General features: G+C 60.7%; 10 protein-coding genes. 1 reads left to right on the forward strand and 9 read right to left on the reverse strand.

Annotation, left to right across the window (positions count from 1 at the left end; genetic code table 11):
- Positions 1 to 13: 13 nt before the first annotated feature.
- The 8 genes from pyrG to recJ form a co-directional block, all read right to left on the reverse strand.
- Positions 14 to 1,615 (reverse strand): CTP synthase, encoded by a 1,602-nt coding sequence (gene pyrG / locus TSACC_RS10615; RefSeq protein ID WP_075079277.1) that lies wholly within the window; start codon positions 1,613 to 1,615, stop codon positions 14 to 16.
- Between the two features lie 67 nt (positions 1,616 to 1,682).
- Entirely contained in the window at positions 1,683 to 3,590 is a 1,908-nt protein-coding gene (gene dxs / locus TSACC_RS10620; protein ID WP_075079278.1) for a 1-deoxy-D-xylulose-5-phosphate synthase, read from the reverse strand.
- The gene (gene xseB, locus TSACC_RS10625; protein WP_202815949.1) at positions 3,580 to 3,831 is read right to left on the reverse strand and encodes an exodeoxyribonuclease VII small subunit; all 252 of its coding nucleotides are present in this window, start codon (positions 3,829 to 3,831) and stop codon (positions 3,580 to 3,582) included. Before xseB ends, dxs begins: the two co-directional genes overlap by 11 nt.
- Entirely contained in the window at positions 3,828 to 5,537 is a 1,710-nt protein-coding gene (locus tag TSACC_RS10630; RefSeq protein WP_153811389.1) for an ArnT family glycosyltransferase, read from the reverse strand. Before TSACC_RS10630 ends, xseB begins: the two co-directional genes overlap by 4 nt.
- A gap of 42 nt (positions 5,538 to 5,579) precedes the next feature.
- Positions 5,580 to 6,959 carry a sigma-54-dependent transcriptional regulator gene (locus TSACC_RS10635; RefSeq protein ID WP_075079281.1) on the reverse strand — a complete coding sequence of 460 codons (1,380 nt, stop codon included), beginning with the start codon at positions 6,957 to 6,959 and terminating at the stop codon, positions 5,580 to 5,582.
- A 54-nt stretch (positions 6,960 to 7,013) separates the two neighbouring features.
- Positions 7,014 to 7,625 carry a DOMON domain-containing protein gene (locus TSACC_RS10640; protein WP_075079282.1) on the reverse strand — a complete coding sequence of 204 codons (612 nt, stop codon included), beginning with the start codon at positions 7,623 to 7,625 and terminating at the stop codon, positions 7,014 to 7,016.
- An 8-nt stretch (positions 7,626 to 7,633) separates the two neighbouring features.
- Positions 7,634 to 9,697: an ATP-dependent DNA helicase RecG gene (gene recG / locus TSACC_RS10645; RefSeq protein ID WP_084400370.1), complete on the reverse strand. Its 2,064-nt coding sequence runs from the start codon at positions 9,695 to 9,697 to the stop codon at positions 7,634 to 7,636.
- On the reverse strand, positions 9,694 to 11,388 hold the full coding sequence (gene recJ / locus TSACC_RS10650; RefSeq protein ID WP_075080679.1) for a single-stranded-DNA-specific exonuclease RecJ: 1,695 nt from the start codon (positions 11,386 to 11,388) through the stop codon (positions 9,694 to 9,696). The genes recG and recJ overlap by 4 nt, the downstream gene beginning before the upstream one ends.
- A 278-nt stretch (positions 11,389 to 11,666) precedes the next feature.
- On the opposite strand from recJ, the gene TSACC_RS10655 reads away from it, so the two are divergent.
- Positions 11,667 to 13,217, forward strand: coding sequence for a 2-isopropylmalate synthase (locus TSACC_RS10655; RefSeq protein ID WP_075079283.1), 1,551 nt, complete (start codon positions 11,667 to 11,669; stop codon positions 13,215 to 13,217).
- Positions 13,218 to 13,238: 21 nt separating this feature from the next.
- Here the strand turns inward: TSACC_RS10655 and TSACC_RS10660 are convergent, their stop codons facing one another.
- A complete protein-coding gene (locus TSACC_RS10660; RefSeq protein ID WP_075079284.1) occupies positions 13,239 to 14,069 on the reverse strand; it encodes a carboxylesterase family protein in 831 nt (276 codons plus the stop codon).
- Between the last annotated feature and the right edge of the window lie 99 nt (positions 14,070 to 14,168).

A 14,168-nucleotide genomic window follows, 5' to 3' on the forward strand; every position in this document is an offset into this window, starting at 1 on the left:
TGTGATGAGAGTTTTAGTCCTGGTGCGCGAGGCAGGCGGCGATGAATCCCTTGAAGAGCGGATGCGACCCATTCGGCTTGGACTGGAACTCCGGATGGAACTGGCAGGCCAGGAACCACGGGTGGTTCTTGATCTCGATCAGTTCGACGAGAGTGCCGTCCGGGGAGGTGCCAGAAATGACGAAGCCCTTTTTCTCCATCTGCTCGCGATAGGCCATGTTGAACTCATAGCGATGGCGATGGCGCTCGTTGGCCTCGGGGCGTCCGTAGACCTGATGAGCAAGGCTGTTTTTGCTGAAGATGGTCGGGCAGGTGCCGAGGCGCATGGAAGCGCCCTTGGTCGTCACGTCGCGCTGTTCCTCCAGGATATGGATGACCGGGTGCGGCGTCTGAGGGTCGAATTCCGTGCTGTTGGCATGGTCGAGGCCGCAGACGTTGCGGGCAAATTCGATGGTCGCGATCTGCATGCCGAGGCAGAGACCGAGGAAGGGCGTGCGGGATTCGCGAGCAAAGCGGGCGGCAGCGATCTTGCCCTCCGTGCCTCGGTCGCCGAAGCCACCAGGAACGAGGACGCCAGCGACGCCCTGCAGGTATTTCTCCGCGCCTTCGTTTTCCAGATCCTCGGCGTCGACGAGCACGAGGTCGGCGGCGCAGTCATTGGCGGCGGCGGCGTGGGTCAGGCTTTCGTAGATGCTCTTGTAGGCATCCTGAAGCTCGATGTATTTGCCGACGACAGCGATACGGACGCTCTTCTTGGGATTCACCACGCGCTGGACGAATTTCTTCCAGTCCGACATGTCGGGTTCCGGCGTGTTAAGATTGAGGATGCGGCAGACGTAATCGTCGAGGCCCTCGGCCTGGAGGTTGAGCGGGGATTCGTAAATGGTGTGCTCGACGTCACCGGCTTCGATGACGGCTTCCACCGGGACGTTGCAGTAAAGCGAGAGCTTCTGGCGCACATCGAGATCGAGAGGATTCTCGGTGCGACAGATGAGCACCTGGGGCTGGAGCCCGATCTCGCGCAGCTTGGCGACGCTCTGCTGGGTCGGCTTGGTCTTCAGTTCACCCGCGGCCTTGATGTAGGGCACGAGCGTGACGTGCATGACGAGGACGTTGCCGTGGCCCGCCTCGAGCTGAAACTGACGAATGGCTTCGAGGAAGGGCAGTCCCTCGATGTCGCCGGTGGTCCCTCCGATCTCGGTGATGAGGATGTCGGCGCCGGAGTTCTCACCGAGCGCGCGGATGCGGCGCTTGATCTCGTCGGTGATGTGCGGAATGACCTGAACGGTCTTGCCGAGGTAGTCGCCGCGGCGTTCGTTGGCCAATACGGTTTCATAGACCTGGCCGCTGGTGACGTTGTTTTCGCGGGTGAGGACGCAGTTGGTGAATCGCTCGTAGTGGCCGAGATCGAGATCGGTCTCGGCTCCGTCGGCGAGGACGTACACTTCCCCGTGCTGAAACGGGTTCATCGTGCCAGGGTCGACGTTGAGGTACGGGTCGAGTTTCTGGAGGACGACTTTGAGCCCGCGATGCTCGAGCAGGGTACCGAGGGATGCCGCGGCGAGCCCCTTGCCCAGGGAACTGACCACGCCGCCGGTGACGAAAATGTACTTCATGCGCGGGCAGTTTAAGGACGTCTGCGAAGAAATCCAGCCTCAGCGCGAATTTCCTCGCGAATCCTTGCTACGCCGCGGGAATTGTCCGGCTGGAAACCTTGGTCGCCGGGAGGGCGGAGACGATTTTTTCCACCGCGGCCTCGGCCGTGAGGCCGTGCTTGGCGCGCAGGATTGGGACGGTGCCGTGCTCGACAAACTGATCGGGCCATCCGATGCGGACGACCGGCGTGGTGACGTGCTGGTCGGCGAGGAGTTCCATGACTCCGCAGCCAAAGCCGTTGGTCAGCACATGGTCTTCCATCGTGCAAAGGACCTCGCAACCGCGGGCGAAAAACTCGATGGTTGCAGCGTCGAGCGGCTTGATCCAGCGGGCATTGATCACGGCGGTGGAGATGCCTTTTTCCTCAAGCATGGCTGCAGTATCGAGGGCGACTTCGACCATGTTGCCGAGAGCAACGATGGCGACCTGCTTGCCGTGACGTATGACCTCGGACTTGCCGATTTCAAGGATCTTCGGCTGCGCTTTGGGGACGGCGCCCGTGCCACTGCCTCGCGGGTAGCGGATGGCGATGGGACCTTCGTGATAGTTGGCCATCGTCCAGAGCATGTCGACGAACTCCTCCTCGTCCTTGGGCTGCATGTGCACGAGACCCGGTACGGGGCGGAGGTAGGCAATATCAAAGAGGCCGTGATGCGTCGGGCCATCGTCACCGGAGAGGCCGGCACGATCCATGCACAGGCAGACATTGAGGTTCTGTAGCGCGATGTCATGAATGATCATGTCGTAGGCGCGCTGCATGAAAGTGGAGTAGATCGCCAGGAAAGGCTTCAGGCCCTGAATGGCCAGGCCGCTGGCGAAGAGGGCGGCGTGTTCCTCGGCGATGCCGACGTCATAGCACTTGGCGGGGTGGCGCTTGGCGAAGTTTACCAGTCCCGTGCCGGTCGGCATGGCGGCGGTGATGGCGACGATCTTGTTGTTGTGATCGGCGAAATCGGCCAGCGTTTTGCCAAGGAGTTCCGAGTAGGTCGGGGAAGGGGATGCGAGCGTCTCGCCGGTATCGAGCTGGAACTTGCCGAGGCCGTGAAACTTGTCCGGCTTGGCCAGGGCGGGCGCGTAGCCTTTGCCCTTCTGGGTCAGAATGTGGAGGATGACTGGCTCGTTCTGCGTCTTGAGAAATTCAAAGGTGCGAATGAGGAGCGGAATGTCGTGTCCGTCAATCGGGCCGTAATAGCGCAGGCCCAGGTCCTCGAAAATCACGCTCGGCGCCAGCAGGTTCTTCATGCCCGCCTCGACCTTGTGGGCGAGGGAACGGGCGTATTTGCCGCCGAGCCACTCGACGAACTTGCCAGCCTTTTCGTGCAGATCGGAAAAGGCGGGGTTAGTGACGATGCGGTTCAGGTACTCTGCGACCGCGCCGACATTCTTGGCGATGGACCACTCGTTGTCATTCAGGACGACGATGAGGCGTTTCGTTGTGGTGGCGACGTTGTTGAGAGCCTCGAAGCTGACTCCGCAGGTAAAAGCGGCGTCTCCCGCCACGCAGACGACGTGTTCGTCGCCGCCGACCTGATCGCGGCCAGCCGCCATGCCGAGAGCGGCGGAGAGAGCGGTTCCAGCGTGGCCTGCTCCGTAGCAGTCGTGCTCGCTTTCGGTGCGGAGGAGAAAGCCGTTCAGCCCCTCATACTGGCGGATGGTGGAAAAACGGTCGCGGCGCCCGGTCAGGAGCTTGTGGACGTAACCCTGATGGCTGACGTCGAAGAGAAACTTGTCCCTGGGTGTCTCAAAGACGCGGTGCAGGGCGATGGTGAGCTCCACCACGCCCAGGTTGGGGCCGAGGTGGCCGCCGGTTTCCGAGAGAACCCGGATGAGTTCCTCGCGAATCTCTGCTGCAAGCTGGGTAAGATCCTTTTCCTCGATGCTTTTGACGTCGGTGGGTGAGTGAATCTGCGAGAGCAAAGATTCGTTATGATTCATTTGAATACGAATGGAAATCGTCCAGTCCAGCGGGACCGGAGGCATTTCGCTTGATGATTTGAATCTTTTCCTCGGCCGCGTCGAGTCTTTCCTGACAAAGTTTCACCAGCGAGACGCCTTCCTCGTAGTGTGCAAGTAGCTTCTCCAGAGGGAGTTTTCCAGATTCCATCTCGCCGACGAGAGCCTCGAGCTTCTGCATGGCCTCCTCGATGGAGGCGGAGCCTGATGGGGGCTGGCTCACTTGCTGCTCCGGGGCTGACTCCAGCGATCGCGGTCTGCAAAGATGATGCACTCGGCCTCGATCGGGAGGGCGGTATACGAGGTCAGCGGGAAGCCGTCCACCTTGGGAGGGCGGGTAACCAGGGGCGCCCAGTCTTTGAGATTGCCCTTGTAGATATCGGAGAAAAGGCGCTGATTGCCGCTGATCGGCGTGAGGAACAGGCCATTGATCGGCTGCTTTGTCTCGTTGTAGTCGTGGATGCGATTAAAGTCTTTCATGCTCTTGGGCATGAGCAGAGAGGGGCGCTGGGCATACCATGCGACAGCCCACGGCATATCGGAGCAGATCGCTTCATCTTCGTCGAACCATTCACCGAGCATACCGATCACCGGAGGAACGTATGGCGGCCACTGAATGCGTCCCTGCTGCCCGGAGAAAAGCGTAATCAGCAGAGGGATGCCGCACAGGAAGATGACGGCAGAGATAAAAATCACCCGGAAGAGTGCACCGCCAAATTCCAGTCGACTCCACAAGACCAGCAGAAAGGCAAAGCCGAATGCGGCGAATATTGGGATGAAAATCACATGGAGCTGGTTTTCTGACATGACTTCAAAGCCACGGTAGAGACTCATTCCAAAAACTGCGGAGACCCACATGGCTAGAACGCACCATTTAAACATGGCGGCCTTGTGCGAGCGGAAGCGATGGAACAGCGCGAGGAAGAAGGCACCGGCGGCGATGTTGAGGCCGATCAGGCCAAAGAGACCGTCCAACTGGCGAACTAGATTGGCTCGCACCTTGCCTTGAAGGCTGATGCCCGAACCGCCGATAGTCAGCTCCGATGCGCGCTGATAACCTTCGGTTGGCGTCTGATCGAAGAACATTTCATAGAAGCCCAGGCCAAAGGGATTGCCGCAGACCTGATAGGTGCGCACCAGCCAGGGGGTGACAATGACCAGAAACGCAGCCAAGGCCGCCAGGAAAGCGAGGCCGCGGGGACGGAAGTAAATGGCGGCAAAGACGGCCCAACCCACGAACAGCCAAAAGGCCAGACCATGTGCGAGCGTCATGAGGCCGAAGAGCGCACCTGCTCCCACCAGCCAGCCCAGAGTATGGGTGAACTGGTCATTTCCGGCGGCTTCCATCGCGTATAAAGTGGCCAGGCTCGCGAGGCCAAAGAGTAGCAGCACAAGCATTTGCGGGAGTCCGCTCAGCGAGAATTGCCAGAGAAGATCGGTAACGAGCGCCGCCATGGAGGCGAAAAAGGCGAGCTTCGTGTCGAACAGCTTCTGCACGACCAGGAACCACACGCCAATGGCCAGCAGAAAGGTGATCATCGCGACTGCCGCTACCATGCGATCCCCAGAGTAAGGGATCTGAGTCGGGGACATTTTCCAACTGCCTTTGATCAGGCGGAGGGCAAAGGAATTGATCCAGGGATTCAGCGGAGCCTGATAGAAATCCGGGAAGCGATTCAGATCGATCTGGTCGACGGACTCACTGAGATGGTTCTTGTACATCCAAAGGGCGGCGGGTCGGATGTTGCCTGTGGTGTATCCCTTACCCGAGGCGATATTGCGGGCGATCTGCGCCTGATCCATGGCGCTGGAGTTGTCCAGACCCTTGAACTGCACGAAGAGGTACAGGAGGGAAACTGCGATCACGAGCACGGCAATCATGCCCCCCTTGATGAGCAAGGCGAACAAGCCTTGGTCGAGGGAGTGCACGGCGGATTGGACTTGTACGTCGCCGGAGGCCATAAAATAGGTCTATTGAATCGGTGGATTGGTGATTTTCAGGTCGCGAAGCCGTCGATGAAGCGTTCGGCGGCTGATTCCCAGCTTCCGCGCTGCTTCGGTTCGATTGCCGCCGCACTCTTCCAGAGCGCGGAAAATAAGTGCCTGTTCGGTTTGGTGCAAATTTAATCGACCAGATGCATGCGGCTCTTCGACCAGGGGAGAAATGGACGGGATTCCCTGCCGGACCGAGGCCGGGAGGTCGCGCACTCCGATACGGGGAGTGCAGCACATGACGACAGCGTGCTCGATGGCGGCGCGGAGTTCGCGGACATTGCCGGGCCAGTCGTAGTGGATGATGCAGGCAGCGGCCTCGGGTGAGAGGTCCCGGAACGGCTTGCCGTTTTCCTTGGCCGATTCTTTCAGGAAAGACTGGGCGAGCAGCGGAATGTCCTCCTTGCGCGAGCGCAGCGGAGGCATCGTGATCTGGACGACGTTTAGGCGAAAATAGAGATCGTCGCGGAACTTGCCCTCGGAGACGAGCTTGGCGAGATCCTTATTGGTCGCAGCGACCAGGCGGACGTCGGTCTGGATGGTCTGATTACCCCCCACGCGCTCAAAAGTGCGTTCGCCGATGGCGCGAAGGATCTTCACTTGGGTGTTTTCGTCGATTTCTCCGATTTCGTCGAGGAAGAGTGTTCCGCCGCTAGCCTGTTCAAAGCGTCCGATACGTCGTTCAAAGGCTCCGGTAAAGGCACCTCTTTCGTGTCCAAAAAGCTCACTCTCAAGAAGTTGTGATGAGAATGCCTTGCAGTGGACTGTGACGAATTTTTTACCTGCCCGGGGGCTGAGCAGATGAATGGCACGGGCGGCGAGTTCTTTGCCGGTCCCGGTTTCGCCCTGGATGAGGATGGTTGCCCGGGAGGGGGCGACCTGCTTGATCGTCTCGAAGACCTCGACCATTGGGGACGACTGGCCGATCATGTTCTCCAGACCTGAGCGCTTTTCGACCTGCTGTCGCAACTCCTCGTTCTCCTTGCGGGTGTCGCGCTCACGTAAAGCCCGCTGGATGAGGAGTTCCAGGCGATCGATATTCACCGGCTTGGTGACAAAGTCGTAAGCGCCCCGCCGCATGGCCTCCACGGCGGTATCGACGGAACCGTAGGCGGTCATCATGATACAGACGGGCGGTTTGGGCAGCTTGAGCGCCTTTTCAATAAGAGCCATGCCATCTTCGCCGCCGAGTCTCAGATCCGTGATAAGGACATCCGCCGGATCGGTTTCCATGATGGAAAGCGCACCGGAGATATCGCCGGCCACATAGACCTCAAATTCATCCTCGAGGGCGACCCTCAATCCATCCCGGGTGTTTTTTTCGTCGTCGACGATGAGCAGGGTTCCGCGCCGTGCCATATTGGCACAGTCAAAGCGGGTGGATTGCACTGTGGCAAGCAAATCCCAGCGTCGCTAATCGACAAAAACCAGCGGCGTCCACTCGTGCTGACGGTGAAAATTAATCTCGGCATGACGGGAGGTCGAGGAGAGGACCGGGGCGCGGTCTGGTCCGGCGTCGTAACGGCTGAGCGAGACGCGGGCGCTTCCGTCTGCAGAAGCGGCCGGGCAGGGTATGATGGCGACGATTTCCCAGAGACCATCCGTGTGGCGGGTCAGGAACTCAAACAAAGGCTCATCGTCGACAATGCACTCGCCCACAGCTGGGCGTGGGGTGACACTGTCGGGAATCTGCAGCTGGAGTCTATGTCCCGTCGGAGAAACATGAAGCTCGAGGTAATACGGCTCATCCGCACCGTGGAGAAAAATCTCGAAGACATCTCCGAGTTCCCAGAGGTGCTGGGAATCCCGGATGGCTTCGGAGGCGAGGTCGGTATCCTGAAGCGATGCCGCCACGAGGAGATGACCCTCGTTCCAGCCGAGGAAGGCAATGCCGGAGAGAAATTTCTCCCTTGGCCCTGCCAGGTAACATAAGGGAAGACCTGCCTGCTGGGAGAGAAGCTCGAAAAGCGTCCAGTCGGGGGTGGAGCTGGAGCGGGGAAATTTAGGGACGGCGAGTGCAGACATGGGGGGAATTATCCTGAGGCGGCGGCGAGTTTGGCGGCAGATCGGGCAAGGTGTCGAGCGAGATGGCGATTCGTTGGAGCCTGAAGCAGGGGATCAGCTTTGAGAATGGACTCGGCAAGATCCCGAGCCTCGTCCATCAGGTCACGATCGCGAAAGATGTCGCCTATTTTCACCGGAGGCAAGCCGGTCTGGGCCGTACCAAGCAGGTCGCCCGGACCGCGAAGGCGCAAGTCGGCTTCGGCGATGAGAAATCCATCGCTGGTCTCCTCCAGCACCTGAAGTTTCTCCAAGGCATCCTCCGGCGCCTTGGGATCGTGGAGGAGGATGCAGTACGACTTATGCTCGCCACGACCAATGCGACCTCGCAGTTGGTGAAGCTGTGCAAGGCCGAAGCGCTCGGCATTTTCGACGATCATCATGTTGGCGTTGGGAACGTCGACGCCAACTTCGATGACAGTCGTGGCAATGAGCACCTTGGTGCGACCATCGCGGAAAGCGGACATGACGGACTCTTTTTCCTCCGGCGACATGCGACCATGGAGAAGCGCCACCTCAGCCGGGGCGAGGTGGGACTGCCAGCGCTCGATTTCGGCAGTGGCGGCCTTGGCGGAGAGTTTGTCGGATTCCTCCACGAGGGGGTATACGACGTAAACCTGTCGGCCGTTGCCCAGATGCTTGCGGACGAACTCCACCACATCGGGCATCTTGGTCGATGGGCGGACGGCGGTCTGGATCACGCCGCGATTGGCAGGCTTGTGTTTGAGGATCGAGACATCGAGGTCCCCGTAAAGAGTCTGGGTGAGGGTACGCGGGATCGGCGTGGCGGTCATGACCAGGACGTCCGGAGTGTCCCCGCGCTCGATGAGGCGGGTGCGCTGGAGGACGCCAAACTTGTGCTGCTCGTCGATGACGACGAGGCCGAGGTTGTTGAATTCGCTGCCCTCGTAAAGCAGTGCGTGGGTGCCGACGACGATGGTGGGCTTGCTGCCGAAGAGCGGCAGTGGTCTTGCCACCTCCTTGCGCGAGCCGGTCCGCAGGACGACATCGATGCCAAGTGGCTCAAGAAGGCGCTTGAAGCCGAGGTGGTGCTGCTCGGCAAGGATCTGTGTCGGCGCCATGATAGCGGCCTGCCAGCCAGCCTCGACGGTATGCAGCATGGCGGCGAGGGCGACGAGTGTCTTGCCTGCTCCGACGTCGCCCTGGAGCAGTCGATTCATGCGCCGGGGCGAGGCGAGGTCGCGGCGGATCTCCTCGATGACCTGAGTCTGCGAGTCCGTGAGGGCAAAGGGAAGCCGATCGAGCAACTGGCCGAGGAGCTTGCCCTCGGACTGCTTGGCGGCACCGGGCAAAAGAAGCCATTCCGCGCGGCGGGCATGGATCAGGAGCTGGATGGCGAAGAACTCCTCGCGAACCAGGAAATCGTGGGCCGTGATGCGGGCGTGCTCGGACTCCGGAAAGTGGATTGCGCGCAGGGCGCCCGCCTTTTGATGGGAGGCATCGGGGATGAGAGAGGGAATCTCCTCGAGGTCGGTCGACTCAATGGCCCGGTGGATCATCTCGCGCAGGGAGCGGACTGGTACGCCGTCGCCAGCCGGGTAGACGGGCGTGATATTGCGCATGTGGACCGAGTGGGACGCCTCCTCGTCGATAACCTCAAACTCCGGGTGATCGATGACGATGAGCCGACCGCGTCTCTTCGGACGTCCGTACACGACGATCTGATCTCCCGTGGAGATCATCTTCTGCACAAACTGCATGTTGAACCAGCGGCAGGTGATCGGCTGGCTCAGGATGCCGCTGGCCGAGTTTTCCATGATGATCTCGAACATGCGGCGGCGGCCCGGAAGGAACTTCATCGCCGTGTGGGCCACGATACCGTGGAGACAGACCGAAGCAGGTTGCTCCTGATCGGGGAAACGATCAAACCGCGTACGATCCTCGTAGCGGCGCGGGTAATGCCCGAGGAGGTCGGCAAGGGTGACCAGGCCGAGGCGGTGCAGGGCGGGGAGCCGGTTGCGAGGCACCCATTCCATGTCGGCCAATTTTGTGTCCGGCGGAAGAAGTGTGCTCAAGAGACGGAGGTGCGGATGGCGACGATCTGCATCTGGGCATCGACGCGGCCATTGAATTCGTTTCGTTCCACCGTGAAGGCGACATCCCAGGGCCCACGCGGGAGTTTATCCATCGCGCCATTGAAGAAAATCGCCGGGACCTTCTGTCGGCCTGCCTGGAAGTCGAAGCGGAGGTGCTTTTCCTTCAGGATGCGCGGGGGCGAAATGGGTGAGACGCCCCGGGCGGCGTAAACCGGCTGGGGATTGGCAGAGCCATAGGGCTCCAGCCGACTCTGGCACTCGAGAAAGGCGTGTGTCACCTGCGCGATGGGGAGCTCGCCATCGACGCGGAGTTTGGGAACCAGCAGGTCGTCACTCATCATTTCACGAGCAGAGGCGTGGAAAGCATCGCGGAAAGTGGAGAAACGGTCTTCCTGAATCGTGACGCCAGCGGCCATCTCGTGGCCGCCAAATTTTTCCAGGTGCTCGGCGCATTGCTGCAGGGCGAGCACGAGCGAAAGTCCCTCGATGCTGCGACCGCTGCCTTTGCCGAGCCCGGACTCGTCGAAGCCAATGAGGAGGGTGGGGCGGTGATAACGGCGCATGATGCGCGAGGCGACGATACCGAGCACGCCGTGATGCCAGTCGCGCTGACCGGCCACGATGCAGGCATCGCGGATCGGGTTGAAGTTGCCCAGCACCCAAGTCTCGACCTCATCGGTCAGCTGGCGCTCGACCAACTGGCGCTCGCGATTCTGGTGATCGAGGCTGTCGGCGAGGCGGCTGGCCTCCGCGATGTCGTCGGTGGTGAGGAGGCGGAGGGATTCCTGGGCGGTGCCGAGACGGCCGGAGGCATTGATGCGGGGGCCAAGACGGTAACCGAGCGCATTGGCCGAGATGGGTGCCTCCACGCCTGCGACGACCATGAGGGCGCGGAGACCAGGCCAGCGGGAATGCTCCATCTGGGCGAGGCCGCGATGAACGAGGATACGGTTTTCCCCGACGAGCGGGACGATGTCGGCCACCGTGGCGAGAGCCACGATGTCGAGGTAGTCCTTCAGGTCGATGCCGGGACGGGGCGAGAGCTTGAGGATGGCGTGGGCCAGCTTGAAGACGACACCCGCGCTGCACAGATAGCCGAGGCCCTGACCATCGCGCTTGGGATTGACCAGCGCAATGCAATCGGGGCGAGCGCCGGTAGTCTCATGGTGATCCAGGATGAGGACGTCGACACCGCGGGAGCGAATGGCTTCGACCTCTTTGCAGGAATTTGTTCCGCAGTCGACAGCGATGAGGAGGCTGGCATCGTGCTCCTCGAAGCATCGCTCCACCCCGCTCATGCTGAGACCGTAACCTTCCTCGATGCGGTGCGGGAGGAAGCACGCGACGCTGGCGCCGAGGGCGGTGAGGAATCTTTTCAGGAGGGCCAGGGAGGCCACGCCGTCCACATCATAGTCGCCATAGAGAACGACCTTCTCATTTGCCTGAATAGCCTGGAGCACCCGCCGGGCGGCGGTTTCCATCTCGCCAAGGAGGAGGGGATCGCCCAGGTTTTTCAGCCGGGGCTGAAGGAAATCGGCAGCCTCCTCGGGGGCATTGTAGCCATTGCGGATGAGGACGCGCCCGACAGATTCCGGGAGTCCGAGCTCGCGGCACAGGCGGCCGAGGGTGGGAAGATCGATTTCTTCCGGAAATATCCAACGGCGCTGCATCGGCGGATCATAGAGAGGTTTGCGAAAAGGATCAACGATTGCGGAGCGAGTTGACGGGGAGAAATACAGGGTGCGCAAATCCGCTTGCTCCCCCGGAAGCGGGTGGTATGGTGTGCGCATGTCGTTTTCGGAGAACACCGCACTTCTCGCGCTTCGACTCGGGTTGCTCCCGAGCCGACTTACTCTCCTTTCTTAAAACGGCATAGGCTGCGTTCCCGGCGGGCGTGGTAGGTGCCGCGACCCCTTCCCAATCTTTCGCCGGACAACCAAACATCCCTATGTCAGACAAAGTTATCATCTTCGACACGACGTTGCGCGACGGCGAACAGTGCCCCGGCGCCAGCATGAACCTGCGCGAGAAAATGGAGGTCGCTCGTCAGCTCGAGCGCCTCAACGTCGACGTGATCGAGGCCGGCTTCCCCGTCATCAGCGACGGAGACTTCGATGCGGTCGAAAAGATCGCCACGGAAATCAAAGGCCCGAAAATCTGCGGCCTGGCCCGATGTGTGGCCAAAGACATCGACGCGGCAGGTGCTGCGGTGAAGCCCGCGGGTGAACGTGGACGCATCCACGTCTTCCTGGCGACCTCGGCGATTCATCGTGAGTTCAAGCTGAAGAAGGCGGAGGAGGAGATCATTCGCCTGGCTGTCGAGGGCGTTACTCGTGCCCGTGGCTTGGTCAAGGACGTTGAGTTCTCGCCCGAGGATGCCTCCCGCACGGAGCCGGAATTCCTGGCCCGCGTGGTGCAGGCTGTGATTGAGGCCGGGGCGACGACGGTGAATATTCCCGATACCGTCGGTTTTGCGGTGCCGGACCAATATGCGTCCTTGATCGGCTATCTGCGTTCCAACGTGCGCAACATCGACGATGCCATCATCAGCGTGCATTGCCACGATGACCTGGGCCTGGCAGTGGCAAACTCCCTGGCAGCGGTGAAGGCTGGGGCGCGTCAGGTGGAGGGAACCTTCAACGGCATCGGCGAGCGCGCGGGCAACTGCGCCCTGGAGGAAGTCGTGATGGCGATCAAGACGCGCGGCGATTTCTATGGCGGTCTGCACACGGATGTCGTGACCCGCGAGATTTTGAAAACCTCGCGCATCATCAGCCGCATGAGCGGTCTGCATGTCGCGCGCAGCAAGGCCATCGTCGGTGAGAACGCCTTTGCCCACAGCTCCGGCATTCACCAGGACGGCATCCTGAAGAAGCGCGAGACCTACGAGATCATGGATCCCGAGGAGGTCGGGTGGGGTGGAACAGAATTGCCCCTGACCAAGCACAGCGGCAGCCATGCCATGAAGGTGCGCCTGGAGCATCTGGGTTTTCACCTGAGCGATGCGCAATTGAAGGTGGTCTACGATCGCTTCAAGGACGTCGGAGACAAAAAGAAATTCGTCTACGATGACGACTTGGCCGCGTTGGTGGAGGATTCCATGACCTCGGACAGCGAGACATACACGCTCGACTATATCCACGTCACCAGTGGCAGCACGACCGTGCCGACCGCGACCGTGCGCCTGAAAAAGGGTGGCGAGACCTTGCAGGATTCCAGCCCGGGCAACGGAGCCGTCGACGCCGCGATGCAAGCCATCGACCGCATCGTGAAGCGCCACGGCCATCTCGCGCAGTACAGCGTCGAGGCCGTGACCCAGGGGCGTGATTCCCTGGGTGAGGTGACGCTGAAGGTGGACTTTGGCAATGGCGACCTGATCACCGGCAAGGGGGCGAGCACCGATGTTATCGAGGCCAGCGCCCGCGCCTATGTCAACGCGGTCAACCGCACTGAACTGCTCCAGGGCCGTAAAGCCGCTGTAGCCGCCGCTCCGATTTAGTCGGAGCGGTTCAGGGAATCTTCAGTTCTTCGATTGCGAGAACATCCAGTCCCAGATATCGGGATTGGAGTAAGTGGGGGTCCACGCATCGTGTTTCACGCCGGGGAACTCCGTGTATTTGGGATTTCCCCCGGCAGCCTTGATCGCGGCGACGATGTCGCGGGAGCGGCTGACGGGAACGATGTCATCGGCATCGCCGTGGGTAGCCCAGATCGGGATGGAGGTGAGTTTTCCGGCGAAGGCTGTATCGGCTCCTCCGCAGACGGGGGCCGCGGCGGCGATCATCTCTCCCCGGCGCTGCAAGATCTCCCAGGTGGCAAAGCCCCCCATGGAGAGTCCGGTGACATAGATGCGCTGGCGATCCACGGGATGAGTCGCGATGAATTGATCAATCGCATCGAGGGCGAGATGCAGCGGCCACGTTGGCTGCTCCTTCATGGTATGACCGACGCTGCTGCCGAATTGTGTTTCGACCCATACCCCCTCGGGCGCCTGATCGCGCCGGGGACAGAGAGGGGCGATAACGAAGCAGGGGTACTTTTTCCAGAATTCCACCGTCGACCTGAAATTTCGAAGCTGAATCCGGTTGTCGATGCCGCGCTCGCCCGCTCCATGCATGAAGATTACCAGCGGGTACGTCTTGCCCGGTTCCATGGAATCCGGCGAGTAGAGTCGATAAGGTAGGACGTGCCCATCCTCCTCAAACTTGTGAAAGGTGAAATCCGCGAACTTTCTTTCCCAATCCTCAAAGGGCTGCGCGGTGTAGTCGGGATTCAGCGGGTCAGGCGTCTGCTGGGAAAGTGCAGGGCATAACGCCGGCAATAGGAAGAAGAGGCAGCCAATCGGGGACATTCGCATGCCGAAGATTGGCCGCTCTTTCTCCTCGGGACAAGCTGGCTGAGCAGCGGACGGAGTCGGGATATTGGGAGCCTTGGCGGATGCGCCGGGGTG

Source organism: Terrimicrobium sacchariphilum, assembly GCF_001613545.1.
GTDB lineage: Bacteria > Verrucomicrobiota > Verrucomicrobiia > Chthoniobacterales > Terrimicrobiaceae > Terrimicrobium > Terrimicrobium sacchariphilum.

Excerpts from the sequence above, each read along its gene's own strand:
- pyrG (WP_075079277.1), bottom strand. The coding sequence starts at position 1,615 with ATGAAGTACATTTTCGTCACCGGCGGCGTGGTCAGTTCCCTGGGCAAG.
- dxs (WP_075079278.1), bottom strand. The coding sequence starts at position 3,590 with ATGAATCATAACGAATCTTTGCTCTCGCAGATTCACTCACCCACCGAC.
- TSACC_RS10635 (WP_075079281.1), bottom strand. The coding sequence starts at position 6,959 with ATGGCACGGCGCGGAACCCTGCTCATCGTCGACGACGAAAAAAACACC.
- TSACC_RS10640 (WP_075079282.1), bottom strand. The coding sequence starts at position 7,625 with ATGTCTGCACTCGCCGTCCCTAAATTTCCCCGCTCCAGCTCCACCCCC.
- recJ (WP_075080679.1), bottom strand. The coding sequence starts at position 11,388 with ATGCAGCGCCGTTGGATATTTCCGGAAGAAATCGATCTTCCCACCCTC.
- TSACC_RS10655 (WP_075079283.1), top strand. The coding sequence starts at position 11,667 with ATGTCAGACAAAGTTATCATCTTCGACACGACGTTGCGCGACGGCGAA.
- TSACC_RS10660 (WP_075079284.1), bottom strand. The coding sequence starts at position 14,069 with ATGTCCCCGATTGGCTGCCTCTTCTTCCTATTGCCGGCGTTATGCCCT.